The organism is Runella defluvii (genome assembly GCF_014195535.1).
Classification (GTDB): Bacteria; Bacteroidota; Bacteroidia; order Cytophagales; family Spirosomataceae; genus Runella; species Runella defluvii.
Genome location: NZ_JACIBY010000006.1, coordinates 83,410 through 109,876 on the forward strand (window position 1 = coordinate 83,410; position 26,467 = coordinate 109,876).

The following is a 26,467-nucleotide window of genomic DNA, read 5'->3' on the forward strand; positions in this document are numbered from 1 at the left end:
ATGTAATTATGAATTTAGATTGGTGTTATTAAAGTCTCATCTCTTTGGGAATCATTCCCATAAATGCTTTATAGACCCGTACAACTCCCTCAGGTGCGGGGTGTTTGGGGTCTCCCCAGCTTACTTTATGTTCTTTTTTTCCTTTTTTGTAAATCAGGAAATACGAAATACGGCTCGGATGCTGAAATGTTATTTTTTCAAAATCAATGTCTTTCAACGATTGAAACGCCGTAGCTACATTTTTGGGTGTTTGTCCGCCCAATACCTCCAATTCTTTGGCGGAATTGATACGGCGATAAATCCCTCCGTCTTCCAACAAGCGGTATTCTTTTTCCAAATTTCCGATGCTTTGGCCCACAATCAACTGCTGTCCTTCATACGTAAAAGGCTGTTTTGACACGGCAAAGGGCGTCGGTCTCGGTGACGTTTCTTGTCCCAAAACCACTGAACTTACTCCCACAATCAAAATGACTAGAATCAATAACTGCTTCATACATTTAGCTAAGTTTCAATTCCTCCAACGCTAACCAAGTCATTAAGCCTGGGCCAATTTCCAATGCCGATTCGTCAATGTCAAACGTAGGCGTATGTACGCCCGAAACAATCCCTCTTGCTTCGTTGCGCGTTCCTAAACGGTAAAAACAAGCATCAGTTACTTGCGAATAAAAGGCAAAATCTTCGCCTGCCAACCACAAATCGAGGTCAATCACGTTCTCGGCTCCCATGTACGACACCGCCGCTGCTTTGGTACGACGCGTGAGTTCGGGGTGGTTTTTGAGGAATGGATAACCTTTACGCACTTCTACGTCGCAGCTTCCGCCCATGGCTTCGGCCAATCCTTGCGCAATTTTGGTAATGCGCTTCCAGCCTTCTTCACGCCATTCTTCATCCATGCAACGGAACGTACCTTCTATATATACTTCGTTAGGAATGACGTTGGTAGCGCCGTTGGCAATCACTTTTCCAAACGACAACACCGACGGCGCGGCGGGTTTACGGTTGCGGCTAATGACTTGTTGCAACCCAACAATAACGTGCGACGCAATCAACACGGGATCAATAAGCGTATCGGGCATCGCACCGTGGCCGCCTTTTCCTTTGACGGTCAAGTACAATTCATCCGTACTGGCCATGTACATGCCTTCACGGAAACCAATTTTTCCTACGGGAATATTGGGCGCAACGTGTTGTCCTAGAATACTCGCTGGACTAGGATTTTGAAGCACTCCTTCTTTGATCATCAACGAGGCTCCTCCAGGAATTTTTTCTTCGCCCGGTTGGAAAATCAACTTTACCGACCCTTCAAATTCGTCGCGGAGTTCGTGCAAAATACGCGCTGTTGCCAACAACGACGACGTATGAACATCGTGCCCACAAGCGTGCATCACACCAGGATTTTGTGATTTATAAGGAACGTCGTTTGCTTCAACAATCGGAAGGGCGTCCATATCGGCCCGAAGCGCCACCACTCGGCTACTTGGGTTGCGCCCTTCAACAAGGGCTACTACCCCCGTTGCAGCTACCCCTTCTTGGGGCGTAATTCCTATTTGTTTCAATTCATTGGCCACAAATTTTGCCGTATTGTACTCTTGAAACGATAACTCTGGATTGGTATGTAAGTAATGTCGGTTAGCCACGGTAGCGGCGGCGTAGGCCTTCGACAAGGCTTTGATTTTTTCTAACATGGTAATTAGTCTTAACTTTGACCAGACAAAACTACAAAATAGAACATCGGAAGACGCAAATACGGGCGATTTTCGCAGATAAATTCTATTTTTCTATACGCTGACGCATGAAAATCGGACTATTCTTCGGCTCATTTAATCCCATTCACATGGGGCACCTTATCATTGCCAACACCATGGCCACCGCGACCGACCTCGAACAAATATGGTTTGTGGTTTCGCCCCAAAATCCGTTCAAAAAAAACAAGAGTTTGCTGCACGAGTTTGACCGATTCGACATGGTGGATCGTGCCATTTCAGATAACTCTAAATTAAAAGTAACCGACATCGAATTTTCAATGCCTCGTCCGAGCTATACCATTGATACTCTGACCAAATTGCAAGAAAAATTCCCGCAGCACACCTTCAAATTAATCATCGGAGAAGACAATTTAGCGCAATTTAAGAACTGGAAAAACCACGAAGCCATCCTTCAATATTATGGTTTATACGTTTATCCACGCCCAAATTCGGCTCCTCACGAATTTGGCAATCACCCTGCCGTACAATTCATTTCGGCTCCGCTACTCGACATATCCGCAACATATATTCGTGATTGTATCAAAAACAATCGTTCTATTCGGTACATGGTGCCCGACATTGTCGAAGAAATGATTTCAAGGAAGAAATTTTATATTTGACAATATGCTTTGAAATACATTACTTTGCAGCGATTTTGAACCAAACTTCTCACAAAAATGTCAGAGATTGCAAGCAAAGTAAAACAGATTATTGTTGACAAATTAGGCGTAGATGCAGCCGAAGTGACTGATGAAGCAAGCTTCACAAACGATCTTGGTGCAGATTCGCTTGACACGGTAGAATTGATCATGGAATTCGAAAAAGAATTCAACGTATCAATTCCTGATGACCAAGCTGAAAACATCGGCACTGTAGGTCAAGCAGTAAAATACCTCGAAGAAAACGTCAAATAAGCATATTTTTTGTAACTTATAGATCCATTTTATGATTCTAAAGCGAGTGGTAGTGACAGGTATGGGTGCGTTGACTCCCATCGGTAACACACTATCGGAATACAAGGAAGGGTTGTTTAACGGTGTCAGCGGAGCTGGCCCAATCACCCGATTTGATGCGACCAAATTCAAAACCCGCTTCGCTTGCGAAGTGAAGGGACTTGACATGGCCCAGTTTATTCCTCGTCAAGAAGCTCGTAAAATGGATCTTTTTACACAATTTGCTGTCGTCGTTGGCGATGAGGCGGTAAAAGATAGCGGGCTAGACCTTGAAAAGGAAAATCTCGACCGTGCTGGCGTTATTTGGGGTTCAGGAATTGGAGGTCTTAAAACGTTTGAAGAAGAAGTGCTTTCTTTTGGGAAAGGCGACGGTACTCCTCGTTTTAATCCATTCTTTATCCCTAAAATGATTGCCGACAGCGCTTCGGGGATTCTTTCGATGCGTCACGGATTCCGTGGGCCTACTTACGTAACCGTTTCGGCCTGTGCGTCTTCTAACAACGCTATCATCGACGCTTTTAACTACATTCGTTTGGGCAAAATTGATTTTTGCTTGACAGGTGGGTCAGAAGCAGCTGTTACGCAAGCAGGCGTGGGTGGATTCAACTCCCTCAAAGCCCTTTCGGAACGTAACGACGATTATTTAACGGCATCTCGCCCGTATGACCAAGACCGCGACGGTTTTGTGTTGGGCGAAGGCGGTGCAGGATTAATTCTCGAAGATTATGACCATGCGATTGCCCGTGGAGCTAAAATCTACGCGGAACTTATCGGTGGTGGTATGTCTTCGGACGCGTATCACATCACTGCTCCCCACCCTGATGGTATCGGCGCTTACTTGTGCATGAAAAATGCCCTTGAGGATGCTGGTATCAACCCTGAGGACGTGGACTATGTAAATACCCACGGAACATCGACACCGATTGGAGACCCTCAAGAAATTAAAGCGATTGAACGACTTTTTGGAGAACACGCTTACAAACTCAACATTAGCTCAACCAAATCAATGATTGGGCACTTGTTGGGCGGAGCAGGAGCGGTAGAAGCGGTGGCATCGATTCTGGCTATTCAGCACGGAATTATCCCACCAACCATCAACCACTTTACGGATGACCCAGACATCAATCCTCGCTTAAACTTGACATTCAATAAAGCGCAAGAACGCGAAGTGAAAATTGCACTTAGCAACACTTTTGGCTTCGGTGGACATAATACTTGCGTCATATTTCGTAAATTTGAAGGATAAAATTCATCCCAATTGCCTACGGTATTAAATCCCATAATTGATTTCTTCAAGCCTGGGAACTTATCCCCAGATAAGAAGTTTAAAAAGGCCGTGGAGCTAATCATCGGCGCAAAACCTTCTAATATAGAGGTTTACCAGTTAGCTTTTCGCCATACTTCCGCGTCTAAGGAGACGTCGATTAAGGGATTTAGAGAATCGAACGAGCGCCTTGAGTACCTCGGCGATTCGGTATTGGGCATGGTCATTGCGGAATATCTCTTCAAAAAATTTCCTTACAAAGACGAAGGATTCCTTACTGAAATTCGCTCACGCATCGTAAATCGTGAGACGCTCAATGGCATTGCCCGTAAAATCGGCCTCGACCGTCTGATTGAATTTGACGGCAACCGTCGGGGAATGCCCCCCAACTCTTCTATGTATGGCGATGCCCTTGAGGCACTCGTCGGAGCAGTATATTTGGACAAAGGATTTCGGTTCACCAAGAAATTCATCACCAAAGAGCTCCTCACCCACTACGACCTAGACGCGCTTATCAATAACAACGCCAACTTCAAGAGTCGCCTTATCGAATGGGCGCAACGCGAAGGCAAAGAAGTGCGTTTTTCGATTGTCCAAGAAAATGGCAGCCGTCACTTCCGTGAGTTTATTTCACAAGTGACCCTCGATGGTGAAGTTTTCGCAACGGGCAACGGTTATTCTAAGAAAAAAGCCGAACAATCGGCCGCCGAAAAAGCTTGCGAGATTTTGGAATTAAAATAAGGGACGGACACGAGATTGGTACTCGTGCAGGCTATTTCATTGTATAAAGGCTGGAAGCCTTGGAATAAGCGACACAAGCGGCGACGCTCGCGCCATCGGTAACGACTACTGATATGGTACTACATCGCATGAAAAGATATTTCATTTACCTTGTCATTCCCCTTTTTTGCTTCACATTAATGAGTTGTAATCAGCAACACACGAAAGCATGAAACCCTCCTGAATCCGTACAAACCTGCTTTTTACTTGGAAGTCACTAAACTCAAAATGGTAGCCCCAAATGAAGCCACGGCATTTTTTAGGTTTAAAGGTACTGGCTTAACATTTTCAGCTAATTTAAAGAAGCAAACCAATGGTTCTTGGGAAATAGTAAGCTCGGCAATTGGGTACATTTAGTAAAACTTACAGCATGAAAATAATTATCTTTCTCTCTATCAGCTTCTTGATGATTCAAAATAGCTTTGCTCAGAAAAAGAATAAAGCACCTTACTTTTCTCGGGAAGTGACCATTGAGTAGTTGCGCATAAATTTTAGTGTATTAATAGTTTATTTCGCTTCGGCGAAGCGTAACCTTTGTAGTAATCCGCCCATAAAGTTAGAATCCTTTTGCTTCGGAGAAGCATAACAAAAGCCAACGAGTTATGCTTCTCCGAAGCAAAAATTAAAAAAAACTGCTGCTGCTACTACAAATATTGCGCCTCTACCGAGGCTACTTTGCATTACTCTAAAACTTTTCCCAACTACTTAAAGACAGCGTTACACTCACCATTTTTAATCAGTACATTGACAAAGTACAGAGGGAAAAAGAAAAAGTGGTTCACGTATCTATTGGGGCGGTCAAAGACACGATTTATTACCGTTTTGAAGCCGTTGCCACTTTTGAAGCGATTACGGATTATTACAAGCCCTTTTTCTTATTCGAGCACAAAGGCTACTATTTTTTGATTGATAACGGGGTAGGCCGTATGTTTCAAGGAAATGAGCAATTTCCCAAACACATGACGAAAAAATTGAAGAAACACCTGATGTGGGGTTATACAGAAAAGGATGCAGGCGGTGGAGTGAAAGAAGTTTCAATGCTATCATTTGACCCTCCTGTCATGTTTGCGACCTATTCGCGGGGCGGCGTAAAAATTCGATGGGATGGGCTTTGAGTGCATCGGCTGGAAGCCTTGGAATAAGCGACACGAGCGGTGACGCTCGCGCCATCGGATAAATAGTAGTCACTCGTGAGAAACGAGCGACTACTCAAACTTGTGCTTTGGCACTTAAAATACGAAGCCAAACCGCACTGCCATTCGGTTATAGACGCGGTTTTCCCACTTCTCTATTTCACCCCAGCCCAAAGGCTCGGTGGACTTGGCGTGTTGACGCTTGTAACTGAGGGAAAGCACCAACGCACTTCCTGATTTTAAGCCAAATTTTAAGCCTAATCCTGGGCTAATCATCATTCCGCCGTCGGTTTTGTAGCCCGTTGCGTCGGCATGAAGCCATTGAAATCCGTAACCCGCATCCAACATTCCCAACAAGGTCACGTTGTTTTTACTTTTGGCTAAGTCGTAGCGGATGCCTGCGGCAACGGGCATCAATAAGGCCGATTGGTACCAATCCAGTCCCGTTGTCAGTCCCACGGCCATGCGTGGCTTTAGTTGGACTCCGTTAAACGTTTGCAACGTTAAACTAAGGCGATTTTGGACTTGTTGCTGAATGGGAACGCTCCACGGAATATCGTACACCACTCGTCCAAACAACCCACCTACTTCGGTCATGTTGACGTAATGAGGCTTAAATTGCGCGGATGTGGTGAGTGTACACGCTAGTGTACAGATGAGTATCAGCACACTACACCATTTTTTCAAAGAATTTATTTTAGATGCTTCCAGCATGGCAAAGTGGTTTAAATTTCAACCCGTTTTACAGGAATTTTACTGATTTGACGAAGCTCTGAAGCGTTTGAAACGTCAAACTGATAAAGTCCGTCTTTCCCAATCATCAAAAGCGTTTTGTTCGACAATGGAATCACGTCGTACGCGTCCATGTCTTTCAGGTGTTGAAGTTGTTTTACGTCAAAATCATTGGCAATGTTCAATGATTTAAGTCCGTGCGTGCCTTCACACAAGTATAAATTAGGGTAATCGACGCCCAAACCGTGGGGGTTTTGCATTGGATACGATTTCAACAAGCGAGGAGTCCGCAAATCGGTAATATCAATCACGTCGAGTTGATTTAACCCACGATTACAAGTAGTACCCGACCGCAACGTCACGTAGGCACGGTTATCGGTCACGACCACGGGGTCGCACGACATGGCGTGTTGGAAGGTTGATAGGTGTTGCGGGTTTTCTGGATTACTATTGTCATAAATAAACATTCCCGTCGTAGAACCAATAAACAGCTTATCGCGGTAGGGGAAAATGGTTTCGATACCCCTACCCAATGAGATTTTTGTTGAAGCCTTGGGCTGTGAAGGTATGCCAATGTCAAACAGCTGCATATCGCTTTGACCTACAGTATATAAGTACTTGTCATACAGCGCAAAACGTGCCATTGAGCCTGCCTGTCCTTGCGCATTTGAATTGGAAGGAACAGTGCTCGACTGAAGAGAAGCACTACGGTTATCCATCGCAAAAAATGTTCCTCCCCACCACGAACCATTGCTATTTTCGCAATTAGTTTGAATGGTTTCGGTAACAATCTGCATATTTTGGTCATGAATCGCGCCCGTAGTTGTGTTGAGCGACCACCAAGCACCATCAAATTGACCCGTCTGAAACACGTCTTTTTGGCGGCTTATTTCTTTCACTTCCAATGGGTTAGAAATATCCAACGCCACTAAATCAGAATAGCTATCGGCGTACAAAACATTCCCACGGACGGCCATGTCGCCATTTCCTGGAATGGTAATGAATGAAATGATTCTGGGCGCGGCAGGGTTAGAATTATCAATGATGTGTAAGCCTTTTTTTTGCTCGTTGATAAATAGATAATTTCCTTTGGCGTAAATTTTCCCTGGGGTTTCTAGGGCATGTGCTGTTTCGGTACGTACGCCTTGACGAATTTCGGCCAATGAAATGGTTACGGGCGTGAAGCGTTTGTACTTACGCGTTTCGGTGCAGTGGTCGGTGCACGACCATTGCGCAAGGCCAACAATAAAAAGAATAGGTAAAAGTAAACGTCTCATGGCAAACGGGGGGTTTAAGGTGTTTATACCCCAATGACGCTTTTCTATTTCATTGCGTTGGAACGCAAATAAAATAATCACTTTTCTCGCCACCACTCACGGCTCCAACGTCGCTCAAAACTCCACCCTTTGGCTCGCAACAGCAACGGAATGTACGCATGTGATTCTTTGACCGAAATCGCTTGTTGGTACAACTCATCGTCCGTCAAAACAACTTTTTCGTAGCTCTCTCCCTTTTTCACTGTCAAATCCGCAAAAGGAAGTTCTTCTAACACAGTATCCCCCTTTTCCAATGCCGTTTGCTGCAAACGATGTTTCAAAAGCCAACTCGACGGTCGTTTATGAAGTTCCAGTGGCCGTGGACGGTAGGTTCCCGAAGACACATTCAGCGCATACGCTAAGTACGACTTCAACAGTTTAGGCCCCGAATGTACGGCCGTTTCTACCTGAAGTTGGTCGGGCCAAATGCTCGTCACCACATACACCTTTTGCCGCGCCCGAGTGACCGCTACGTTCAATCGATTTTCTCCACCACGGGCATTCAAACTCCCAAATTGAGCACGAAATCGCCCGCGGGCATCAGGTGCGTATCCCACCGAAAAAATAATAATATCGCGCTCGTCTCCTTGCACATTTTCAATGTTTTTGACAAAAAAAGACTTCTTCCATCCTACCTCGCCTTGTTCGACCGTTTCTTGCAGGAGCTGTTCAATCAACTGTTGCTGTGGATAGTTGAACGTCACCACACCCACCGACGCGTTGGGTTGTTCGTTTTGCAACATTTTCACCAACTCTACCACCCTCTCAGCTTCTGTCGTATTGCGATTTTGTTCCCAAACTCCATCCACTTTGACGTATTCAATCGCTGGGATGCTTTCGTTTATATCCTGAAAATGAGGCAGTAACTGAAGTTTATTTTTGTAAAAATGTTGGTTTGAAAAATCAATCAAATCCAAAGAACGGCTTCGGTAATGCCCTTGTAGCAACGTATCCGAATAGAAATGTTTGGCCAAATCCAACAACGACTCCACTTCCAACGCAACCTGCTCTTCTTCGGTTTCGTTTTCATAACGCGCACGGTACAAATCGTACGGCGCCAACTGCTTGCTATCGCCCACAATCACGGCTTGTTTGGCCCGATAAATCGCGGGAATGCCGTACTCAGCATAGCACTGAGAAGCTTCGTCAAAAATCACCACATCAAACAATCCACGCCTAAGCGGAAAAACGGCCGAAACAGTTTCGGGTGATGCCATCCAACATGGCACCAAGCGAAAAACCTCTTCGGCATGATGTTCCATCAATTTTCGTACGGGCCAAATCTTCCGTTTTTTGGTCACTTGGTGCTGCAATTCGCGGTAGGTTGTGCGGTTTTGCAAGCGATTAAAGCTAATTTCTTTGTAGGTTTGCTCACGAAGCTGCATCCCTAATATCTCCCGACTCAGCGCCTGTTTTTGTTCAATTAACTGCTGAAGTTCTTCTTCCCACTGACTCATTTTTAAGGATGAAACCGCCCTAAGCACGGGATTTTTTTCTTCTAAATGCGCCAACCAAGCCAGCCGTAGCGAATTCTGAACTACGTCTATCCACGAATGCGACGTTTCGGTTTGCAGCTTTTCGTATATTTCTCGTTCCGATTCGGACAATTCATTTTTCAACGAATCCATTTCTACCAAAGCATCAAAATTTGCCTCAAGCGCTTTTTTTAGTTCTGCTCCGTACGCAGCCGACTCCTCCAATCGCAACAACTGCCCTTGAGTCAAATAACGTTGCCAACGTTGGTACTTACCCGAAAACTCCGAAGCCAAAGTCAACAACTGCTTCGTCACGCTCGCCCATTCATCTTTTCCTTTTAAAGCCAAATTTTCCAGAAAAGGGGCATTTTGTTGCATTTCGAGCTGTAGCTGTGCCGCTTGCTCCATTGCGGCTACTACTTCTTCCCACCGAAGCAGGGTGTGACTCATATTTCTCTCTCGTATCGAAATCGCTAACTTATTTTCAACCTCATCCACCCACTGCTCCAGTGCTTTTCGATTTTCGAGTCGTTGACGCAGTTGGTACAAATCAGTCAGCTCTAGGGATAAACCTAGAGAAGCCGTAAGGTCTCGAAAGTAGTCTTTATCTGAATAAAAAAGCCATTTTACCACCGACTGACGGGCCTGTATCAATGCCTGAAGGCGGTGTTCAAAACGGGGCAGTTCGGATGTTGAAAGTTCATCCATTAAAACTGACCCTCCCATTAATTTTTGCCCACTTTTGTGTGCCTTGGCCAACCATTGTGCGAGCGATTTGGTCATTTTTCCGCTAACGCTACGCTCAAAAAAATCCCAATTCATGGGCAGTTGCAAGCGTTCTTGCCATGCTCTTACTTGTGTATCTAGCCGATGGAGTTGCCGTAAATGCGCCGCATTCAAGGTTTGTCCCAACCACTCACTGGTCGATTTTTGGGTATATTCGTAGGTTTGGATGGATTCTTCAATGGTATTTTTTACCGCTGTTATTTCCTGAAAACCAATCCGAGAAAAGTCAACTCGTTCTTCCCAAGGATGCGGTGAAGGCAAAAAACGCTGGTATTGCTCCAAGCGACGCAGTTTCTGTAAGAATGTCTCCAAGCGGTCGTCAAACCGAAACTGTCGAAATTGAGGAATGGGACTATTAGCCGCCTGCGACGAACTGGTGAGGTACAATTCTTTGGGCGACAAACCGCATTCATTAGCATCAAAAAGCGCCTCTTTGAAGGCGTTGAGCTCACTACAAAGCTGTTCAATCGAGCGACTTACCTGCAAAAATTGCCTTTCTAGCACAATCGAATCCAACGCATAATTCTGCTTCTGGTACTCATCGACTTGGCCAATTTGGGCATCAAGTTGGGCGTACAAATCCGCTCGGTCGTTCTTAAAATCGTGAATAAGCGCCGCAAAAGGCGCTACACCTACCTGTCGAAGCCGTTCGTACACCACATCCAACGCAACCCGTTTCTGACATACCAAAAGCACACGTTTACCACGTGCAGCAAAATCGGTCATGAGGTTCGCAATCAACTGCGACTTTCCCGTCCCTGGCGGCCCTTCTACCACCAACGACTCTCCCTGCTTTACCCTCAGCAGCGCCTGTTCTTGCGAAGCGTCCTGCGGAAACGCAGTGAACGTATTGGCTTCTTTTATTGGAGCCGAAAAAGCACTTGCCTCCTCATCGTCAACCCGTTTTTCCTCTTGCGAAATAAGCGCTTCATAATCGGGTGCTAAATAACTTCCCGCCTGCGGAAAAATCCCCAGAACTGCCTCAGGATATAGTTTCAGCTCTCCATTTTGTTCCAAAAGCTCAAGGTCGGATTTTGAACATTCATCAAAATACTGCAACGTATCTTGAAAAATAGCTTGGTTGAAGTTGAGTTTAAGCGCACTTTCTTTGAGCAATTCGTACAACTCCGTCCGAAACACCAACGAGTCGCGGCTCAGTTCTTCCAGGTTTTTTTCCAGTAATTCATCGGGGATAATTACCTGATTAAAATACCCATAGGCCAACAAAAAACTACGGTTGAGTAAGGTAGGCTCAGGGCGACGACGAAGCTCCCAGTAAGCGACGTTTTCTTCGTTTTTTTGAAGCGTTACGGGAAAATATACCAAAGGCGCATGTATCACCGTACCATCCATCAATTTTCCTCTCACAAATGGATAACCCACGTACAAATCTTCCGAACCACGTTCTTCCTCGATAAATCGCTCCGTACGGGCCAATTTCCGCAACCGCTTGCTTACTTCATTGCCTTTTTCCGAACGCGGGTCAATCACTTGGCCCAACCGAACCGTTTTTTTCTGGGCAATCAGGTCGCTCAAAACATCAAATGCCGAGCGATTGTCCACAAAATCCAACGCTTTCCAATCCAAAAACTGATCAGCCGAAAGAGTGGATAACAACAACGAACGGTTTCGACTGCTCAGATTGGTCAAACGGCGCAGGTATTTTTTAAGAATATCAGGAGTCAGATTCATTCTTTGAGGGAGAAATAGGGCGTAAAACAAATATACACCTCCTTGTTTGAGTTCAGTAAACTTTCACGATATTTGTCAATGGTATGCTTGCAGACCACCGACGATATGACAAAATATAATCAACCCTAAAAACCGAAATGCAGATAGCTCAACAAGTTCTTTTTGCCGTGGCGTTAGGAGTAACGGCATGGCTTATGTCAAAACGGGTAGGAATCATCAAAAAAACGATTCAACTAGGCAAATCCGACGACCGCACTGACCGCCCCAACGAACGTCTGAGTACCATGATACGCGTAGCGTTTGGCCAAAAGAAAATGTTTGACCGACCCATTGTAGGGATTATGCACTTTGTCGTTTATGCGGGGTTCTTGCTCATCAACCTCGAAGTGCTTGAAATCGTCTTGGATGGACTCCTGGGTACGCATCGTTTGTTTGCTCCCATACTTGGAGGTTTTTACCACACACTTATCAATTTCTTCGAGTTTCTGGCCGTTGGCGTCCTTGCCGTTTGCGTTATTTTCTTGATTCGCCGCAATGTCACCAACGTAGAACGCTTACAACCTACGCGCCACCGCGAATTAAATGGTTTTCCTGCGCTGGATGCCAACGTTATTTTAGTCACAGAAATTGTCTTGATGTTCGCTATTTTGAGCATGAATGCAGCCGATGCCTTATTGCAAGAACGTGGCGCTGAGCATTATCCATTGGTAGGTGGTTTCTTCTTTAGTACTTTTTTGCAGCCTTTATATTCAGGTTTATCAGACGGCACCCTCATTGCCATTGAACGGGGGGCTTGGTGGTTCCATATTTTAGGCATTTTCGCCTTTGCCTTATACGTAACCTACTCTAAGCACCTTCACATCTTTTTGGCTTTTCCCAATACCTATTTTGCCAATCTCACCTCCAAAGGAGAAATGCAAAATATGCCAGAAATCACCAAAGAGGTAAAAATCATGCTCGGTTTAGACCAGCCTGACGCCACCGAGGCGCCCGCCGAAATCGGCCGTTTTGGCGCAAAAGACGTTACCGATTTGAGTTGGAAAAACTTGATGGACGCCTATTCGTGTACCGAATGTGGACGCTGCACCTCTTCTTGCCCCGCCAATATGACAGGTAAAGCCCTGTCACCGCGCAAAATCATGATGGATACCCGCGACCGTTTGGAAGATGTAGGTAAAATCATGCTGGCCAACGGTGGCGAATTTAAAGACGATGGCAAAAGTCTGCTCGGTGATTATATCTCCGAAGAAGAGATTTTGGCCTGCACAACCTGCAACGCCTGCGTTCAGGAATGCCCCGTTCTTATTAGTCCGTTGGACATTATCCTTCAATTGCGCCGTTATAAAATCATGGACGAAGCCCAAGCACCAAGTTCTTGGAACGCCATGTTTAACAACCTTGAAACTAATCAAGCTCCGTGGAAGTTTTCACCAAGTGACCGCTTCAACTGGGCTGATAACTTAAAATAACAACAAATGAACGTCCCTATTGTAAATAATACCGAAGAAAACCGCTTTGAATGGTGGATTGATGGACAAGTCGCTTTTGTCGATTATGCCCAAACCGAAGATGAGCAAATCACCTTTTATCATACCGAAGTACCACCATCGTTGGAAGGGAAAGGGATTGGGTCAGGTTTGGCTAAACACGTATTGGATTACGCGCAGAAACACCATTTAAAAGTGCGCGTGCTTTGTCCGTTTATCAAAACCTACATCCAACGCCACCCCGAATATCAGCAGCTTACTTTTCTATAATCAGAAAATTGTCCAACAAAAAAGCGGAACAAGTATTTGCTCCGCTTTTTTGTTGGGTAAAACACCCCTGTTTTATTCACCGAAGTGTTTACGTACTTTCACTAAAGCCGAGCCAATCACTTGGTGCATATCGTAGTAGCGGTATTCTGCTAGGCGTCCACCAAAAATCACATTGGTTTCAACTTCTGCCAATTTGCGGTATTCTCTCAACAAACGGTCGTTTTTATCGTCATTGACAGGATAATAAGGCTCCTGCCCTGGCGTCCACTCTTGCGGATATTCGTGCGTAATCACCGTTTTTTCTTGCGTTCCAAACTCAAAATGCTTGTGTTCGATGATTCGCGTAAAGGCTGTTTCGCCGTCAGTATAGTTCACCACAGCATTGCCTTGGTGGTTAGCAGTATCCAGCGTTTGGTGCTCAAAACGCAAGCTACGGTACTCCAAATACCCTAATTGAAACCCGAAATATTCATCCAATTGCCCCGTATAAACCACTTGTTTTGCCAACGCCTCGAGCTCAGCACGATTCTGAAAAAAATCTACGCCCAAACGCACATCGGTTCCTTCCAGCAGGGCTTCGTTCAACTTGTTGTATCCACCAATCGGGATTCCTTGGTAGCGATCATTGAAATAGTTATTGTCAAACGTAAAGCGAACGGGCAGGCGCTTAATGATAAAAGCGGGTAAATCCACGCATTTACGCCCCCATTGCTTTTCGGTATAGCTTTTAATGAGTTTTTCGTAGATGTCTGTTCCTACCAACGAAATGGCTTGTTCTTCCAAGTTTTGAGGGTCTTTGATATTCGCCGCCTCAATTTGCTCCTGAATTTTAGCTTTTGCTTCTTCAGGCGTTTTCACCTTCCACATTTGGTAAAAGGTGTTCATATTAAACGGCAAATTGTACAACTCCCCGTAGTAATTAGCAATGGGCGAATTGGTGTAGCGATTAAACTCCACAAACGAATTCACGTAGTCCCAAATCTCTTTGTCGTTGGTATGGAAAATATGCGCGCCGTAGTAGTGCACATTGATTCCTTCTACATTTTCGCAGTAAGTGTTCCCACCGATGTGGTTTCGGCGGTCAATGACCAAGCATTTTTTCCCGCGTTTAGTGGCTTCGTGCGCCCAAACGTTTCCAAACAATCCAGCACCAACAATTAGATAATCGTACATTTTGTTTAAAGTTGACAGTTAATTCGATGGTCGATGGTCGATGGTCAACAGTCGGTGGTCAGCAGCCAACAGAAAATCACTGTAAGCCATCAACCGTGGACTATGGACTATCAACTATGGACTACCAGCAATCAACTGAAGTTAAAGTCTCCAATAAGTTATTTTCTCGTCCGTATTTCGATACATTCCTTTCAAATCCATCAGAATGGGCGCTTCTTTCATGATTTGTTTAAAGTAATCAATACCCAGTACTTTGTATTCATTATGCCCGACCGACACAATCACCGCATCATAATCGTTTGAGGGCTTGTCCATCAACGTAAGGCCATATTCGTGCGCTACTTCATTGGGAGAAGCGTACGGGTCAACGATGTGTACATTGACCGAAAAGCTCATCAATTCTTTGATTAAGTCCGCTATTTTTGAATTACGGATGTCTGACACATTTTCTTTGAAAGTAATTCCCATCACCAGCACCTTCGCGTTTTGGGGGCTCTTACTTTTCTGAATCAGCATTTGTATCAAACGCTTGGCGATAAAGGCAGGCATTCCATCATTGATACGACGCCCGCTATGAATGACTTGCGGGTCGTAACCTAATTTTTTGGCTTTATAAAGCAAATAATAAGGGTCAACACCAATGCAATGCCCCCCTACCAAACCTGGGTAAAATTTGATAAAATTCCATTTTGTCCCCGCCGCCTCTATCACATCTTTGGTATCTATCCCCATACGGTCAAAGATAATCGCCAACTCGTTCATCAGCGAAATGTTCAAATCTCGTTGGGTATTTTCAATCACTTTAGCCGCTTCAGCGACTTTAATTGTTGGGGCTTTATAAATACCTGCTGAAATAATTTGGCCATAGACTTGGGCAATTTCTTCTAACGCTTCGGCATCACTTCCCGACACAATTTTCAGGATTTTGTCGATGGTTCGTTCTTTATCTCCTGGGTTAATTCGCTCGGGTGAGTAGCCTATTTTAAAATCTGCTCCAAGTTTCAACCCAGATTCTTTTTCCAAGATAGGCAAACAATCTTCTTCGGTACACCCAGGATAGACGGTTGATTCATAAATCACGTAATCTCCCTTTTTTAGAACTTTGCCAATGGTGTACGATGCGCCAATTAAAGGTTTTAGGTCAGGAACTTTATAATCGTCAACGGGTGTCGGAACTGCTACCACAAAAAATTGGGCTTGCCGCAAATCTTCCAGATTTGAGGTAAAAACAATATCCTTCCCATCAAACACCGACGCCTCTAGTTCTTGTGAAGGGTCAATGCCACGTTGCATCAGCTCAACACGGCTATGGTTAATGTCAAAACCAATGACCCGAAAATACTTCGCAAATTCGAGGGCAATAGGCAAACCTACATACCCCAAACCAATGACAGCTATCTGATTTTCTTTCCTGAGGAGTTGTTGATACATTTTGTTCTTTAATCAATCCACAAATATAGCATACTACTCCACTGAGTACCAAATGAAACAGCCCTGACATTGCGGGCCAGGGCTGTTTCAAATTATGCTATTTTGAGCGTCTATGGCATCAATTTCAATTCAACGCGACGGTTTTTCTTCAATCCATCTACTGTACCATTGTCAGCGATTGGTTTGAATGCACCGTAAGCGTCCACCACAATGCGGTTTGGATCTTTCAACCCTGCCTGTGACAAGTACTGCTTCACGGCATTTACGCGGCGCTCAGACAAGGCTACATTGTAGCGGTCAGATGCACGACGGTCGGCGTGACCAGCCATTTGGAGGCGGCATTGTGTTTTGTTCATCAACTCTACTACTTTGTTCAACAAGTCGTAGAATTCAGGTTTGATGATGGCTTTGTCAGTATCAAACAATACGTTGGCAAAGATTTCTGAACAAGCCATACCTGGCAAGGCATCTTTCACGTATTTGTCGAAATCAATTTTCTGACCAGCACCCGTTACGATACTTCCAGCAGGTGTATTCGGCTCTTTATCGAAGTAATCAGACACACCGTCGTTGTCGGTATCTATCAACAAACGAGGGTCGATTTCTTTTGGCTTATTAGCTTTAGCAATCGAATCGATTTCGGCCAATGAAAGGATTTTTGGTGGTTTAACCAACAACTTAGGATCGGTATAACGCAAGTGGTAAAAGCCTTTTCCTGCATCCAAAGCATTAAAATCATACGCCCATTTGCCATTTTTCTTTTCTACACGAAGTGGGTTTTTACCCAATTTGTACGTCAAGCTAATCGCAAAGAAACCATACTTATCAAGCGCCGAATTTCCTTTAGGTGTTCCTAAGAAACTGGTAGCAGTTCCTCCTTGGTACAAACGTCCACCTTCTCCGCCATCATAGATAGCCGATGGGTCACCACCCACGGTAGCGTCTAATTTTTCAGTATTGACGTTGTTCAAACGGAAATCCAAACCTAAATCAAGGTTTTTCGTCAGTTCATACGAAGTAGTGAATCCTACAGGAATCACCCACTCCTGCGTGTAAGCAGAAGCTTTTTTGTTCAACTCAGTGATGTTGTTACGCAAAGTCGGAGAATCATCCGAACGACGTTGCAAACGACCTGAACCCAACTGATACGCCGTTGAACGGAACCAAATTTGGCCTGCACCACCATAAACATCCATTTTCCAACGCTTCATCTTGGTAGGGCCAAAGAGCAACCCTTTCAAGTTAACCGTTGCAGCTACATCCGCTTGGAAATAGTTTGCATTGAAGTACGACTGGTAAATACGGCGTTTCATCCCCTTGAGGTTACCTCCACCTACATCGAGGCGTGCTCCAAAAAGGTAGGTAAGTTGTTTGCCAAGTGTTAGACCCACGTGCATGGTTCCACGTTCCGACTGGCTATCGAAATTGTTCGTCCCAACGGGCCAAAAGTCATACTCACGCAAGTCACCATAGAACTGACTTGGACCCGCATATACTCCTAATGACCAAGTGTTCATTTTGTAGGGACCTTCATAAGGAGCTTTCGGATTATACTGTGCTTGGGCCTCAAGCAAGCATGTTCCCAACACTAAGAACGTGACAAGCAGAAATACTTTTTTCATAATAAACCTTTTTGTAATGTTGAATAAGGGGGATACGTTTATCTTTATCTTAATGACTTCTACTACGGCAAAAATAGTCTTTCCGAACCAAATTCGACAACAAAAGTAGAGATTCAATTTTTATTTCAAAAATGTTTTGGCTTTCTAAAGAAAATTCTTTTTGCCCAATTTTCAAAGCCGCTGGTTTATTTTCTTTAAAATTTCGTTCTTCCACTGGGCAAAGGTACCTGCCAAAATTTGCTCACGAGCCTGACCCACAAGCCACAAGTAGAAAGTTAGGTTGTGCACACTGGCAATTTGCGAACCTAAGATTTCTTCCGATTTAATCAGGTGGCGAAGGTAACTCTTTGAATAAAAAGAACTCACATAACCGCCCAATGTTTCGTCAATTGGACTAAAATCATCCTTCCATTTCTCATTTCGGATGTTAATTACTCCCTGCGTGGTGTACAAAATACCGTGGCGGGCGTTGCGCGTAGGAAGCACACAGTCGAACATGTCGATACCAAGGGCAATGCACTCTAAGATATTTTCGGGTGTTCCTACCCCCATCAAATACCGAGGTTTGTCTTTGGGTAAAATATCACACACCAACTCCGTCATTTCGTACATATCTTCGGCAGGTTCTCCTACCGATAACCCACCAATGGCGTTTCCTTCTCGCCCCATGCTCGCAATAAATTCGGCCGATTGACGCCGCAAGTCTTTGTACGTACTTCCCTGAACAATCGGGAACAACGTTTGGCTATAACCATACATCGACTCCGTGGCATCAAATCGCTCGCAGCAGCGTTGCAGCCAGCGATGCGTCATTTCCATAGACTTCCTTGCGTAGGAGAAGTCACACGGGTAAGGGGTACATTCGTCAAATGCCATGATAATATCGGCTCCGATTCGCCGCTGAATATCCATGACGCTTTCAGGCGTAAAAAAGTGCAAAGACCCGTCGATGTGCGACTTAAATTTCACGCCTTCTTCGGTAATCTTACGCCCCGTTCCTGCCAACGAATACACTTGGTACCCTCCACTATCAGTCAAAATAGGAAAATCCCAACCGTTAAATTTGTGTAGCCCTCCTGCTTTTTCCAATATATCCAGTCCTGGACGCAAATACAAGTGGTAGGTATTCCCCAAAATTATTTGCGCCTTGATGTCTTCTTTTAATTCGCGTTGGTGTACCGCCTTCACCGTTCCCGCCGTACCTACTGGCATAAAAATAGGCGTCTGAATCGCCCCGTGGTCAGTATGCACAACCCCCGCGCGGGCTTTTGAATGCGGGTCGTTGGTCACTAAGTCAAATTTCATCCGTGTTAGTTTGATTAATTTTTTGCGCACTTGGTGCACTTTTTCTGCAAAAATAAAGGTCAATATTGGTTTATCTAGTTCCGCAACTTTCTGTATGCCAAAATACCCCGTTATATTTGCGCACTTATTGAGAATGCATGGATATACTTTATTTCCCTGATTGGTCTTCACATCCCGTTGTTAATCTATCGTTAGGCATATTCGGCGCCGTGGTCGTCGTTCAGCTTTATTACGTTTTGGGCATTTTTACACGACTGCTCTTTAGGCGCTCTACCGAGCCCCCTGCCCAGCTCCCTGCGGTATCTGTCGTAGTATGTGCACACAACGAACTCGACAACTTACGTGCGTTGCTCCCAATGCTTAATGAGCAGGACTACCCCAACTATGAAGTGATTGTGATGGATGATCGCTCGTGGGATGGCACGGTTGATTTTGCCGAAACAGAAGCCCAAGTATGGAAACGTGTTCGTTTTTTGCACATTGAGCAGGAATACGACCACGTCACTCCTAAAAAATACGCCATCACAACGGCCATACGCAGTGCCAAACATGACATTATTTTATTGACCGATGCCGACTGTCGCCCTACCACCGACCAGTGGATTAAGGGGATGGTTGCGTGTTTGACTTCGGACAAACAAATCGTTGTAGGTTTTTCCCCTTACGAAAAGCAGCCTGGGTTTCTCAACCGACTTATTCGCTTTGAAACATTTTACGTGGCGGTTCAGTACCTATCCTTGGCCTTGGCAGGAAAACCCTACATGGGTGTTGGGCGGAATTTGATGTACCGTAAGTCACTATTTCTTCAAAACAAAGGCTTTTATAGCCACTTGCGGGTAACGGGAGGAGACGATGACCTTTTGATGAACGAAATAGCAACTGCCCAAAACACCGCAGTTTGCCTTGACCCCGACGCCTTTATGGTATCTATTCCCAAAAGTACTTGGGCGGCGTGGTACTGGCAAAAGAAACGCCACCTCTCCGTAAGTAAGTACTACAAATTTCCCAATAAAGTTCGGCTATCAGTTTTATCGGGAACACATGTGCTCAGTTGGGTGTTCTTTATTGGTTTAGGAATCTGGGGAGGCGTATCGTTTCCACCTTTGCAATTAGGCTATATTATTATCATTGCCGCTATTTTTGGAATACGCCTATTATCCCAATGGATTGTTTTAGGAGTTGCTTCGCGTAAGCTGTACAAATCTGTAGGCTGGTTTGCGATTCCTTTTATGGATTTTGTTTTATTTATTTATTACATCGTTATGTCGGTGGTGATGTGGACCAATCGACGCAAAAAAGTACGCTGGCGGTAAGCCATTTGATTATGGAAATCATCGAAAAATATTTTCCCCAACTCACTCCTTCTCAACACGACCGTTTTGCTCGTTTGAAGGACTTATACGCTCTTTGGAACGCCCAAATAAACGTTATCTCACGGCAAGACGTTGAAAATCTTTATGAGCGCCATGTTTTGCATTCGCTAGCGATTGCCAAAGTGGTACAATTTGCCGAATTTGCCAGCATCCTAGACGTAGGTACTGGAGGTGGCTTCCCTGGGATACCGTTGGCCATCATGTTTCCAGAAGCCGAATTTCATTTGGTTGATAGCATTGGTAAAAAGATAAAAGTGGTAGAAGCCGTGACGGAAGCGCTTAACCTCACCAATGTCCGTGCCGAACACTGCCGCGCCGAACAGGCCGATAGCGACTATGATTTTGTTGTTACGCGTGCCGTAGCCCGAATTACGCCTTTACACGGCTGGGTCAAAAATAAAATTAGTCGCAACCACGTTCATTCTATCTCCAATGGCGTATTGGCTTTAAAGGGGGGAGATTTAGACGAAGAAATGAGCGAGCTCAAGCGCAAATACAAAATCTACAACTTACAAGACTTTTTTGAGGAAGATTTTTTTGAAACAAAAAAAATCGTTTACGTCCCAAACTAACATAGTCAACACCGTAATTTTAATGACCAAATGAACGAAATATTCAAATCAAGTAGCATCAAAGACCCTGTTCGCCCCAACGAAGTACACCTGACCGACAAAGGAGTAAGCTTCAAATTAAAGAAGCTCATTGGCGGCACCGAGCAGTTTGTGTTTTACAGCGACATTTCAGGCGTAGAGATTGACAGCGGCATGTTTTTTGCCACTATTCGCGTTATTCCTCGTGCAAGGCCCGAAATTGTGATTGAAAACTTCACCAAAGGAGATGCCCAACGCATCAAAGAACTCATTTTAGAGCGTGTATAATTGACTGATTTTAAGAGCAAAAGGCTGTTTAATCAAAAAAACAGCAAAAAAATATCAAAAAACTCTTGCGTCTAATTGCAGAAGCTACTACTTTTGCACCACCAAAATCGGAAACGATAACGGTCAAACTCTCGAATAGCTCAGTCGGTTAGAGCATCTGACTGTTAATCAGAGGGTCGCTGGTTCGAGCCCAGCTTCGAGAGCCTCTAAATCAAGCACTTAGCAGAAATGTTAGGTGCTTTTTTTTGCTACGTGCAATACAAGTTGCTCCACAAATTTTGGCTTTGATCCACTTTTACCACAAAGCATCCCAAGAAACCCTTGGTCTTTTCATCGTCAAAATTTCCAAGATAACTTTGAGTTGATTGAATCTAGCCTAATTTTGCCTCCCTATTTCACCGCCGAGAAACCAATCAAGGGCGGATGAGTCATGAACTCGTACCAGTAGTCAGATGAGGCTTGTGATGGGTCTAAAAAAGGACCTTGCCACTGAAAATCCCGAAAACCTGCCTTGGCAAAAGCACGTTCATAAGTAAGGGGATGAAAATAGAAGTTATTGAAGCTAAACTCCGTCCCATCTAAATTGAACATTCGATACCTCACAAAATCACCTTCGTTTCGTTGGCTAGTCGATTCTTTTACAAAACCGTACTTGCGATAATTAGGATAATGCTGAAGTTCGTTGTGGGGATTATCATTGAATCCCACAAATCGACCCGAAGGCGGAAGATGTTCGTACACTACTTGGCAAAACTGGTGTAAGTCATCGGCCGATTGCGCGTAATTCAGCAAATACATGCCCACCACCACATCAAATTGACGCTCTAATGACATTGTTAGCGCGTCTTGCACCAAATAGTCGCAGCCCAATGGCTCTTTGGCTTCCGTTTCTTGCGCGAGTTCAATCATCCGAGTGGATAGGTCCACGCCCAAAATGGTGGCAGCCCCCCGTTTTTTAAGCTTACGAGTGTAGATACCCTCCCCACAAGCTAAGTCAAGAATGTTTAGCGCAGTTGCATCACCAAGCAGTTGCTCAAGGGTATATTCTTCAATGTATTTGCGGAAGTCCAATTGCTTCGAATCGCGGTATTCGTTGGCAATAGTGTCGTAAGAGTTAGCGTCCATATCGTTGGTTTTCAGAAAAATACGACAATATTTTCTTTCTTTACAATAGCTACCCTACATTTTCATCGCCAAACGCTCAATCGCATCTAACAACGCCGTCAAATCGTTCTCAGTCGTCAGGGGGTTCATCAACGAAACCCGCAAGTACAATTTGTCGCGAAGCGTTGTTTGAACAATATAAAAAGCTCCTTCTTCCAGCAGTTTTTGGCGAATGGCCGCATTCAATATTTGGATTTGCTCCGCTGTGCGCCCCTCTCCCACAAACCGAAAACACACGATGTTGCTTTCGGGTGCTAAGGCCAATTCAAAACCTTGCCGTTCGTGTACGATTTGCGCAAAACGAACGGCAAGGTCGTGTAATGTCTCTACGTTTTCAGTAAAAATCTCCTCTCCGTAGGTTTTGAGAATGGCGTATATTTTTACACTCATCATGAGCTTCGTACACTCAAACGTTCGCTTACCTGAGTTAAACCATTCTTGCGCGCCTTGGTTTGCCCACAAATACTGCGCTTTTTGGTGAAATGTTTGAAACGAATCTTGGTTTCTCTTAAAGAGCAAAGCCGTTGCCAAAGCGGGCGTCAATAGCATTTTGTGCCAATCAATCACTACCGAATCGGCTCGCTCAATGCCCTTGACCAATGGTTTATAGCGTTCAGAAAAAACCACGGCTCCGCCGTGTGCTCCGTCCACATGGAACCATAATTGGTGTTTTTCACAAAAATCGGCAATGGCTACTAAGTCGTCGTAAGCGCCTGTTGAGGTCGAACAGGCACTTCCAACGACTGCAATCACTTTGCGGCCACTTTGAACCGCTTTTTGGTAATACGCTTCCAACAACTCGGTTCGCATCTGAAAACGCGCGTTGGTCGGGATTTTAATAATACCTTCACTCCCCATCCCCATGGTTCTTGCCGCGCGGTCGATGCAGTAATGTGCTTCTTCTGACACCAAGACCGCCAAAGGTTGTTCGTGGCCGTTTTCCCATACTTCTGTCTGGGTAGCGCGAGCGGTGAGCAGCGCAGTGAGGTTCGCCAACGTCCCTCCCGAAGTCAATAGCCCACTGGCCTCCGCCCCAAAGCCAATTTTATGCGTCAACAATTCACTCAAAATGCGTTCAAGGGGATTAGACACCAGTCCCATTTCATAGACCGCCATCCCGTTGTTCAACAAGCTGGTCAGCATTCCTGCCATGGCTGCCATCGGCAACGGCGGTGACACTTGGTGCCCCATGTACCGTGGATGGTGCAAATGGGTAGAACGCTGGATTACCTCTGCAAAAAAATCGGACGACGCCCCTGCGCCTTCTTGAGCATTCTGTTGCCAGAAAAGAAAATTTTCCTCGGGCGACTGGTAGGGAATGACCGTCTCAAGTTGCTGACTTTGCGCAGCAGCTAAATAATCCGCGAGCTGGTCAACGAGTCGATGGGCTTCTTCCCGAAAATGCTCGGCAGAATACGCTTGTTGTAAACGCATGAACTTAGGTTAAAAAAATTACAAATCTTCTATTCGGAATAAATGGAAAGGTAACAAATACGGGTCAAGTTCGATGTAGTTATACTCCCCTTTCCAAACGTACTTGGACCCCGTTAGCAAATCGTGGACAATGAAATCTTCCCAACCTGCTTTCCCAATTTTATGCAACGGAATCCGCACCGTATTACCTCGACGATTGTACCCGTCCAAATTCACCACGCACAAAATACGATTGCCATCAGGATGCGTTTTGAGATAGGCCAACAATTGGTCGTCATTGATGTCACAAAACATAATATTATTGGTTTGTTGCAAAGCCGCATTCTCTTTTCGGGCGCGGTTTACTTGCGTTATGACGTAGGTAAGTTTATTGGTATGATTCCAATCCCAGTGTTTGATTTCGTATTTTTCGGAATTCCAATACTCCTCTTTTCCTGGAAAAGCCTCATGTACCATAAATTCATAGGTAGGGCCAAAAATTCCGTAATTCGACGACAGCGTTGCGGCCATAAAATAGCGAATCAAGAAATTTGGCTCATGTCCTGACTGTAACAATGGCGGGTTGATGTCGTGTGTGTTTGGCCAGAAATTTGGACGGAAATAGTGTTTCATTTCCGTTTGGGTCAACTCCGTCATATAGGCTACCAACTCCTCCTTCGACGTTCGCCACGTGTAGTACGTATAAGACTGATTATAACCACCTTTAGCCAATCGCTGCATTACTTTTGGACGCGTAAACGCTTCAGCCAAAAATATCATATCAGGATATTTTTTCTTGGTTTCGGCAATCACCCAATCCCAAAACGCAAACGCTTTGGTGTGGGGATTATCCACCCGAATAATGCGCACGCCCCACTCGGCCCACACAAAAATAATGCGACGAAGCTCCAACCATAAGCTCTCCCAAGCTTCGGTTTCAAAATTGATGGGATAAATATCTTGGTATTTTTTTGGTGGATTTTCGGCATATTGAATCGTTCCATCAGGACGAATCTTAAACCATTCGGGGTGATTTTTGGCCCACGGGTGGTCGGGTGAACACTGAATCGCTAAGTCCATCGCAATCTCCATTCCGTGGGCTTTGCACGCCGCTACCAAGGCTTTAAAATCATCAAGTGTTCCCAAGTCGGGATGAATTGCATCGTGCCCCCCCAGTTCAGAACCTATGCCGTACGGAACCCCTGGTTCATTAGGCTGACACAACACATTGTTATTTTTCCCCTTCCGAAACTGCATCCCAATCGGGTGAATGGGCGGCAAATAAAGCACATCAAAGCCCATACGTTCGATGCGAGGCAACAAATCTATCACATCGCGGAAAGTTCCGTGCTGCCCAGGTTCTTTGGCCGCCGAACGCGGAAACATCGAATACCAGGTAGAAAAACCTGCCCTCGGACGGTCAACCCATAGGCGCAGTTCTTTATACCGAGTCACATTTTCACGGTACGCGTACTTTTCTATCCATTCTGCCATTTGCTCGCCAATGGCCAACAGCACCGCTTCGTTGTAGCGTTTTTCGTCTCTAAATGCCTTTATCGCTTCCTGAATCGCTTTTTTATCTTCTTTAGAGGCATTTTTTACGATTTTTTCCAACAAACTCGCCCCCACCAACAGTTCACTATTAACGTGCTGCGCATCGCGAATTTTGAGGGTAATTTCGTGCTCCCACGACGCGAGATGATCTACCCACGCTTCGATGGTATAAAGGTAGTCTCCTTCTTTTTCGACGATAAATTGCCCTTCCCAGCGGTCGTTATTAACAAACCGCATGGGTACTTCAGACCATTTTTTTTCGGATTGATGCTTAAAACAGAGGCGTGCGGCCGTTTTATCGTGGCCATCACAAAAAATATCGGCTTCTACCTGAATCACTTCGTTAGGAACAGCTTTAATATAAAACTGTCCCCCATCTAGCTCAGGAGTTACTTTTTCAACGATAACGCGGTTTTTTCCAGCAATTTCGGCGAGATTCATCATAGGTTTATTGGTTTTACGCCCTAAACCTAAAAAAATACCCCGACGTGAACAAGCGTCGGGGTAGGGATTTATTATTTCTTGGCTTAAAAACCAATCCGTTGTCGTTCGGCGGGTACTTGCGTACGTTCGCGCAGTAAATCTACGATGATTCTTCCTGCCAATTTTTCTTTTAATAGCTGATTTTCAAGGCGTAGCTTTTCATTCTCCATTTTCAGTTTTTCAAGCTCTAGCTGCTGAATTTGGGAAGTAATAACATCTTCTTCACCCATTAAATGCCTCAATGAAGTCGAAAATACGTGGGCAATACTTTGAAGCCGAGAAAGGGTCAAGTCGGTTTTACCTCGTTCAATATCTCCATAGGCTGTGGTGGAGATACCGAGCATGTCGGCCACATTTTCTTGCGAAAAGCCTTTTTCGAGGCGAAGGAGTCGGATTTTTTCAGCAATCGTTTTCATCATGCTATAAAAACGACGAAAG

At 44.9% G+C, this 26,467-nt stretch carries 23 protein-coding genes and 1 tRNA gene; 11 read left to right on the forward strand and 13 right to left on the reverse strand.

Annotation, left to right across the window (positions count from 1 at the left end; genetic code table 11):
• Window positions 1-28 precede the first annotated feature (28 nt).
• Together FHS57_RS15385 and FHS57_RS15390 are read right to left on the reverse strand one after the other, a co-directional pair.
• Window positions 29-493, reverse strand: coding sequence for a hypothetical protein (locus tag FHS57_RS15385; RefSeq protein ID WP_183975136.1), 465 nt, complete (start codon window positions 491-493; stop codon window positions 29-31).
• Between the two features lie 4 nt (window positions 494-497).
• Window positions 498-1,685: a M20 metallopeptidase family protein gene (locus FHS57_RS15390; RefSeq protein WP_183975138.1), complete on the reverse strand. Its 1,188-nt coding sequence runs from the start codon at window positions 1,683-1,685 to the stop codon at window positions 498-500.
• 107 nt (window positions 1,686-1,792) lie between these two features.
• On the opposite strand from FHS57_RS15390, the gene nadD reads away from it, so the two are divergent.
• From nadD to FHS57_RS15415, 5 genes are all read left to right on the forward strand, one after another.
• Window positions 1,793-2,365, forward strand: coding sequence for a nicotinate (nicotinamide) nucleotide adenylyltransferase (gene nadD, locus FHS57_RS15395; RefSeq protein ID WP_122933924.1), 573 nt, complete (start codon window positions 1,793-1,795; stop codon window positions 2,363-2,365).
• A gap of 57 nt (window positions 2,366-2,422) precedes the next feature.
• A complete protein-coding gene (locus FHS57_RS15400) occupies window positions 2,423-2,659 on the forward strand; it encodes an acyl carrier protein (RefSeq protein WP_028522122.1) in 237 nt (78 codons plus the stop codon).
• Window positions 2,660-2,690: 31 nt separating this feature from the next.
• Window positions 2,691-3,944: a beta-ketoacyl-ACP synthase II gene (gene fabF / locus FHS57_RS15405; RefSeq protein WP_028522123.1), complete on the forward strand. Its 1,254-nt coding sequence runs from the start codon at window positions 2,691-2,693 to the stop codon at window positions 3,942-3,944.
• 12 nt (window positions 3,945-3,956) lie between these two features.
• On the forward strand, window positions 3,957-4,703 hold the full coding sequence (rnc, locus tag FHS57_RS15410; protein WP_028522124.1) for a ribonuclease III: 747 nt from the start codon (window positions 3,957-3,959) through the stop codon (window positions 4,701-4,703).
• Between the two features lie 812 nt (window positions 4,704-5,515).
• Complete coding sequence (locus FHS57_RS15415; RefSeq protein WP_183975140.1) at window positions 5,516-5,857, forward strand: hypothetical protein; 342 nt, start codon at window positions 5,516-5,518, stop codon at window positions 5,855-5,857.
• Window positions 5,858-5,971: 114 nt separating this feature from the next.
• Here the strand turns inward: FHS57_RS15415 and FHS57_RS15420 are convergent, their stop codons facing one another.
• From FHS57_RS15420 to FHS57_RS15430, 3 genes are all read right to left on the reverse strand, one after another.
• Window positions 5,972-6,589: a hypothetical protein gene (locus tag FHS57_RS15420; protein WP_183975142.1), complete on the reverse strand. Its 618-nt coding sequence runs from the start codon at window positions 6,587-6,589 to the stop codon at window positions 5,972-5,974.
• Between the two features lie 11 nt (window positions 6,590-6,600).
• Window positions 6,601-7,884: an LVIVD repeat-containing protein gene (locus FHS57_RS15425; RefSeq protein ID WP_183975144.1), complete on the reverse strand. Its 1,284-nt coding sequence runs from the start codon at window positions 7,882-7,884 to the stop codon at window positions 6,601-6,603.
• A gap of 77 nt (window positions 7,885-7,961) precedes the next feature.
• Window positions 7,962-11,876 (reverse strand): AAA domain-containing protein, encoded by a 3,915-nt coding sequence (locus tag FHS57_RS15430; protein ID WP_183975146.1) that lies wholly within the window; start codon window positions 11,874-11,876, stop codon window positions 7,962-7,964.
• Between the two features lie 137 nt (window positions 11,877-12,013).
• Here FHS57_RS15430 and FHS57_RS15435 point away from each other — a divergent pair, with 137 nt between their 5' ends.
• The gene (locus FHS57_RS15435; protein WP_183975148.1) at window positions 12,014-13,345 is read left to right on the forward strand and encodes a 4Fe-4S dicluster domain-containing protein; all 1,332 of its coding nucleotides are present in this window, start codon (window positions 12,014-12,016) and stop codon (window positions 13,343-13,345) included.
• 6 nt (window positions 13,346-13,351) lie between these two features.
• Window positions 13,352-13,633, forward strand: a complete 282-nt coding sequence (locus FHS57_RS15440; RefSeq protein WP_183975150.1) for a GNAT family N-acetyltransferase — start codon at window positions 13,352-13,354, stop codon at window positions 13,631-13,633.
• Window positions 13,634-13,705: 72 nt separating this feature from the next.
• Here the strand turns inward: FHS57_RS15440 and glf are convergent, their stop codons facing one another.
• The 4 genes from glf to tgt all read right to left on the reverse strand — a co-directional run bounded on the left by glf (window position 13,706) and on the right by tgt (window position 19,164).
• Window positions 13,706-14,806 carry a UDP-galactopyranose mutase gene (glf, locus tag FHS57_RS15445; protein WP_183975152.1) on the reverse strand — a complete coding sequence of 367 codons (1,101 nt, stop codon included), beginning with the start codon at window positions 14,804-14,806 and terminating at the stop codon, window positions 13,706-13,708.
• A gap of 141 nt (window positions 14,807-14,947) precedes the next feature.
• Window positions 14,948-16,237 carry a nucleotide sugar dehydrogenase gene (locus tag FHS57_RS15450; protein ID WP_183975162.1) on the reverse strand — a complete coding sequence of 430 codons (1,290 nt, stop codon included), beginning with the start codon at window positions 16,235-16,237 and terminating at the stop codon, window positions 14,948-14,950.
• Window positions 16,238-16,347: 110 nt separating this feature from the next.
• Window positions 16,348-17,859 (reverse strand): OmpA family protein, encoded by a 1,512-nt coding sequence (locus tag FHS57_RS15455; RefSeq protein ID WP_122933911.1) that lies wholly within the window; start codon window positions 17,857-17,859, stop codon window positions 16,348-16,350.
• A gap of 171 nt (window positions 17,860-18,030) precedes the next feature.
• Window positions 18,031-19,164 (reverse strand): tRNA guanosine(34) transglycosylase Tgt, encoded by a 1,134-nt coding sequence (tgt, locus tag FHS57_RS15460; protein ID WP_183975164.1) that lies wholly within the window; start codon window positions 19,162-19,164, stop codon window positions 18,031-18,033.
• A gap of 137 nt (window positions 19,165-19,301) precedes the next feature.
• Between tgt and FHS57_RS15465 the strand changes: the two genes are divergently transcribed.
• The 4 genes from FHS57_RS15465 to FHS57_RS15480 all read left to right on the forward strand — a co-directional run bounded on the left by FHS57_RS15465 (window position 19,302) and on the right by FHS57_RS15480 (window position 21,618).
• Window positions 19,302-20,477 carry a glycosyltransferase gene (locus FHS57_RS15465; RefSeq protein WP_183975166.1) on the forward strand — a complete coding sequence of 392 codons (1,176 nt, stop codon included), beginning with the start codon at window positions 19,302-19,304 and terminating at the stop codon, window positions 20,475-20,477.
• Window positions 20,478-20,488: 11 nt separating this feature from the next.
• The gene (gene rsmG, locus FHS57_RS15470; RefSeq protein WP_183975169.1) at window positions 20,489-21,109 is read left to right on the forward strand and encodes a 16S rRNA (guanine(527)-N(7))-methyltransferase RsmG; all 621 of its coding nucleotides are present in this window, start codon (window positions 20,489-20,491) and stop codon (window positions 21,107-21,109) included.
• Between the two features lie 30 nt (window positions 21,110-21,139).
• The gene (locus FHS57_RS15475; RefSeq protein WP_028522138.1) at window positions 21,140-21,415 is read left to right on the forward strand and encodes a PH domain-containing protein; all 276 of its coding nucleotides are present in this window, start codon (window positions 21,140-21,142) and stop codon (window positions 21,413-21,415) included.
• 129 nt (window positions 21,416-21,544) lie between these two features.
• Window positions 21,545-21,618: transfer RNA gene (locus tag FHS57_RS15480), tRNA-Asn, on the forward strand.
• Window positions 21,619-21,805: 187 nt separating this feature from the next.
• On the opposite strand, the gene FHS57_RS15485 is transcribed toward FHS57_RS15480, so the two are convergent.
• The 4 genes from FHS57_RS15485 to FHS57_RS15500 all read right to left on the reverse strand — a co-directional run bounded on the left by FHS57_RS15485 (window position 21,806) and on the right by FHS57_RS15500 (window position 26,448).
• Window positions 21,806-22,540: a class I SAM-dependent methyltransferase gene (locus FHS57_RS15485; RefSeq protein ID WP_183975171.1), complete on the reverse strand. Its 735-nt coding sequence runs from the start codon at window positions 22,538-22,540 to the stop codon at window positions 21,806-21,808.
• 54 nt (window positions 22,541-22,594) lie between these two features.
• A complete protein-coding gene (locus tag FHS57_RS15490) occupies window positions 22,595-24,013 on the reverse strand; it encodes a pyridoxal phosphate-dependent decarboxylase family protein (protein WP_183975173.1) in 1,419 nt (472 codons plus the stop codon).
• A gap of 18 nt (window positions 24,014-24,031) precedes the next feature.
• Window positions 24,032-25,990, reverse strand: a complete 1,959-nt coding sequence (locus FHS57_RS15495; RefSeq protein ID WP_183975175.1) for an alpha-1,4-glucan--maltose-1-phosphate maltosyltransferase — start codon at window positions 25,988-25,990, stop codon at window positions 24,032-24,034.
• A gap of 83 nt (window positions 25,991-26,073) precedes the next feature.
• A complete protein-coding gene (locus FHS57_RS15500) occupies window positions 26,074-26,448 on the reverse strand; it encodes a helix-turn-helix domain-containing protein (protein ID WP_183975177.1) in 375 nt (124 codons plus the stop codon).
• Between the last annotated feature and the right edge of the window lie 19 nt (window positions 26,449-26,467).

What these genes read in the sequence shown, in the direction of transcription:
- FHS57_RS15450 (WP_183975162.1), bottom strand. Translation starts at nt 16,237, where the DNA reads ATGTATCAACAACTCCTCAGGAAAGAAAATCAGATAGCTGTCATTGGT.
- FHS57_RS15440 (WP_183975150.1), top strand. Translation starts at nt 13,352, where the DNA reads ATGAACGTCCCTATTGTAAATAATACCGAAGAAAACCGCTTTGAATGG.
- FHS57_RS15485 (WP_183975171.1), bottom strand. Translation starts at nt 22,540, where the DNA reads ATGGACGCTAACTCTTACGACACTATTGCCAACGAATACCGCGATTCG.
- FHS57_RS15490 (WP_183975173.1), bottom strand. Translation starts at nt 24,013, where the DNA reads ATGCGTTTACAACAAGCGTATTCTGCCGAGCATTTTCGGGAAGAAGCC.
- FHS57_RS15430 (WP_183975146.1), bottom strand. Translation starts at nt 11,876, where the DNA reads ATGAATCTGACTCCTGATATTCTTAAAAAATACCTGCGCCGTTTGACC.
- FHS57_RS15475 (WP_028522138.1), top strand. Translation starts at nt 21,140, where the DNA reads ATGAACGAAATATTCAAATCAAGTAGCATCAAAGACCCTGTTCGCCCC.
- FHS57_RS15465 (WP_183975166.1), top strand. Translation starts at nt 19,302, where the DNA reads ATGGATATACTTTATTTCCCTGATTGGTCTTCACATCCCGTTGTTAAT.
- FHS57_RS15435 (WP_183975148.1), top strand. Translation starts at nt 12,014, where the DNA reads ATGCAGATAGCTCAACAAGTTCTTTTTGCCGTGGCGTTAGGAGTAACG.
- FHS57_RS15400 (WP_028522122.1), top strand. Translation starts at nt 2,423, where the DNA reads ATGTCAGAGATTGCAAGCAAAGTAAAACAGATTATTGTTGACAAATTA.
- FHS57_RS15420 (WP_183975142.1), bottom strand. Translation starts at nt 6,589, where the DNA reads ATGCTGGAAGCATCTAAAATAAATTCTTTGAAAAAATGGTGTAGTGTG.
- glf (WP_183975152.1), bottom strand. Translation starts at nt 14,806, where the DNA reads ATGTACGATTATCTAATTGTTGGTGCTGGATTGTTTGGAAACGTTTGG.
- fabF (WP_028522123.1), top strand. Translation starts at nt 2,691, where the DNA reads ATGATTCTAAAGCGAGTGGTAGTGACAGGTATGGGTGCGTTGACTCCC.
- rsmG (WP_183975169.1), top strand. Translation starts at nt 20,489, where the DNA reads ATGGAAATCATCGAAAAATATTTTCCCCAACTCACTCCTTCTCAACAC.
- FHS57_RS15495 (WP_183975175.1), bottom strand. Translation starts at nt 25,990, where the DNA reads ATGATGAATCTCGCCGAAATTGCTGGAAAAAACCGCGTTATCGTTGAA.
- nadD (WP_122933924.1), top strand. Translation starts at nt 1,793, where the DNA reads ATGAAAATCGGACTATTCTTCGGCTCATTTAATCCCATTCACATGGGG.
- FHS57_RS15425 (WP_183975144.1), bottom strand. Translation starts at nt 7,884, where the DNA reads ATGAGACGTTTACTTTTACCTATTCTTTTTATTGTTGGCCTTGCGCAA.
- FHS57_RS15385 (WP_183975136.1), bottom strand. Translation starts at nt 493, where the DNA reads ATGAAGCAGTTATTGATTCTAGTCATTTTGATTGTGGGAGTAAGTTCA.
- FHS57_RS15500 (WP_183975177.1), bottom strand. Translation starts at nt 26,448, where the DNA reads ATGATGAAAACGATTGCTGAAAAAATCCGACTCCTTCGCCTCGAAAAA.
- FHS57_RS15390 (WP_183975138.1), bottom strand. Translation starts at nt 1,685, where the DNA reads ATGTTAGAAAAAATCAAAGCCTTGTCGAAGGCCTACGCCGCCGCTACC.
- tgt (WP_183975164.1), bottom strand. Translation starts at nt 19,164, where the DNA reads ATGAAATTTGACTTAGTGACCAACGACCCGCATTCAAAAGCCCGCGCG.
- FHS57_RS15455 (WP_122933911.1), bottom strand. Translation starts at nt 17,859, where the DNA reads ATGAAAAAAGTATTTCTGCTTGTCACGTTCTTAGTGTTGGGAACATGC.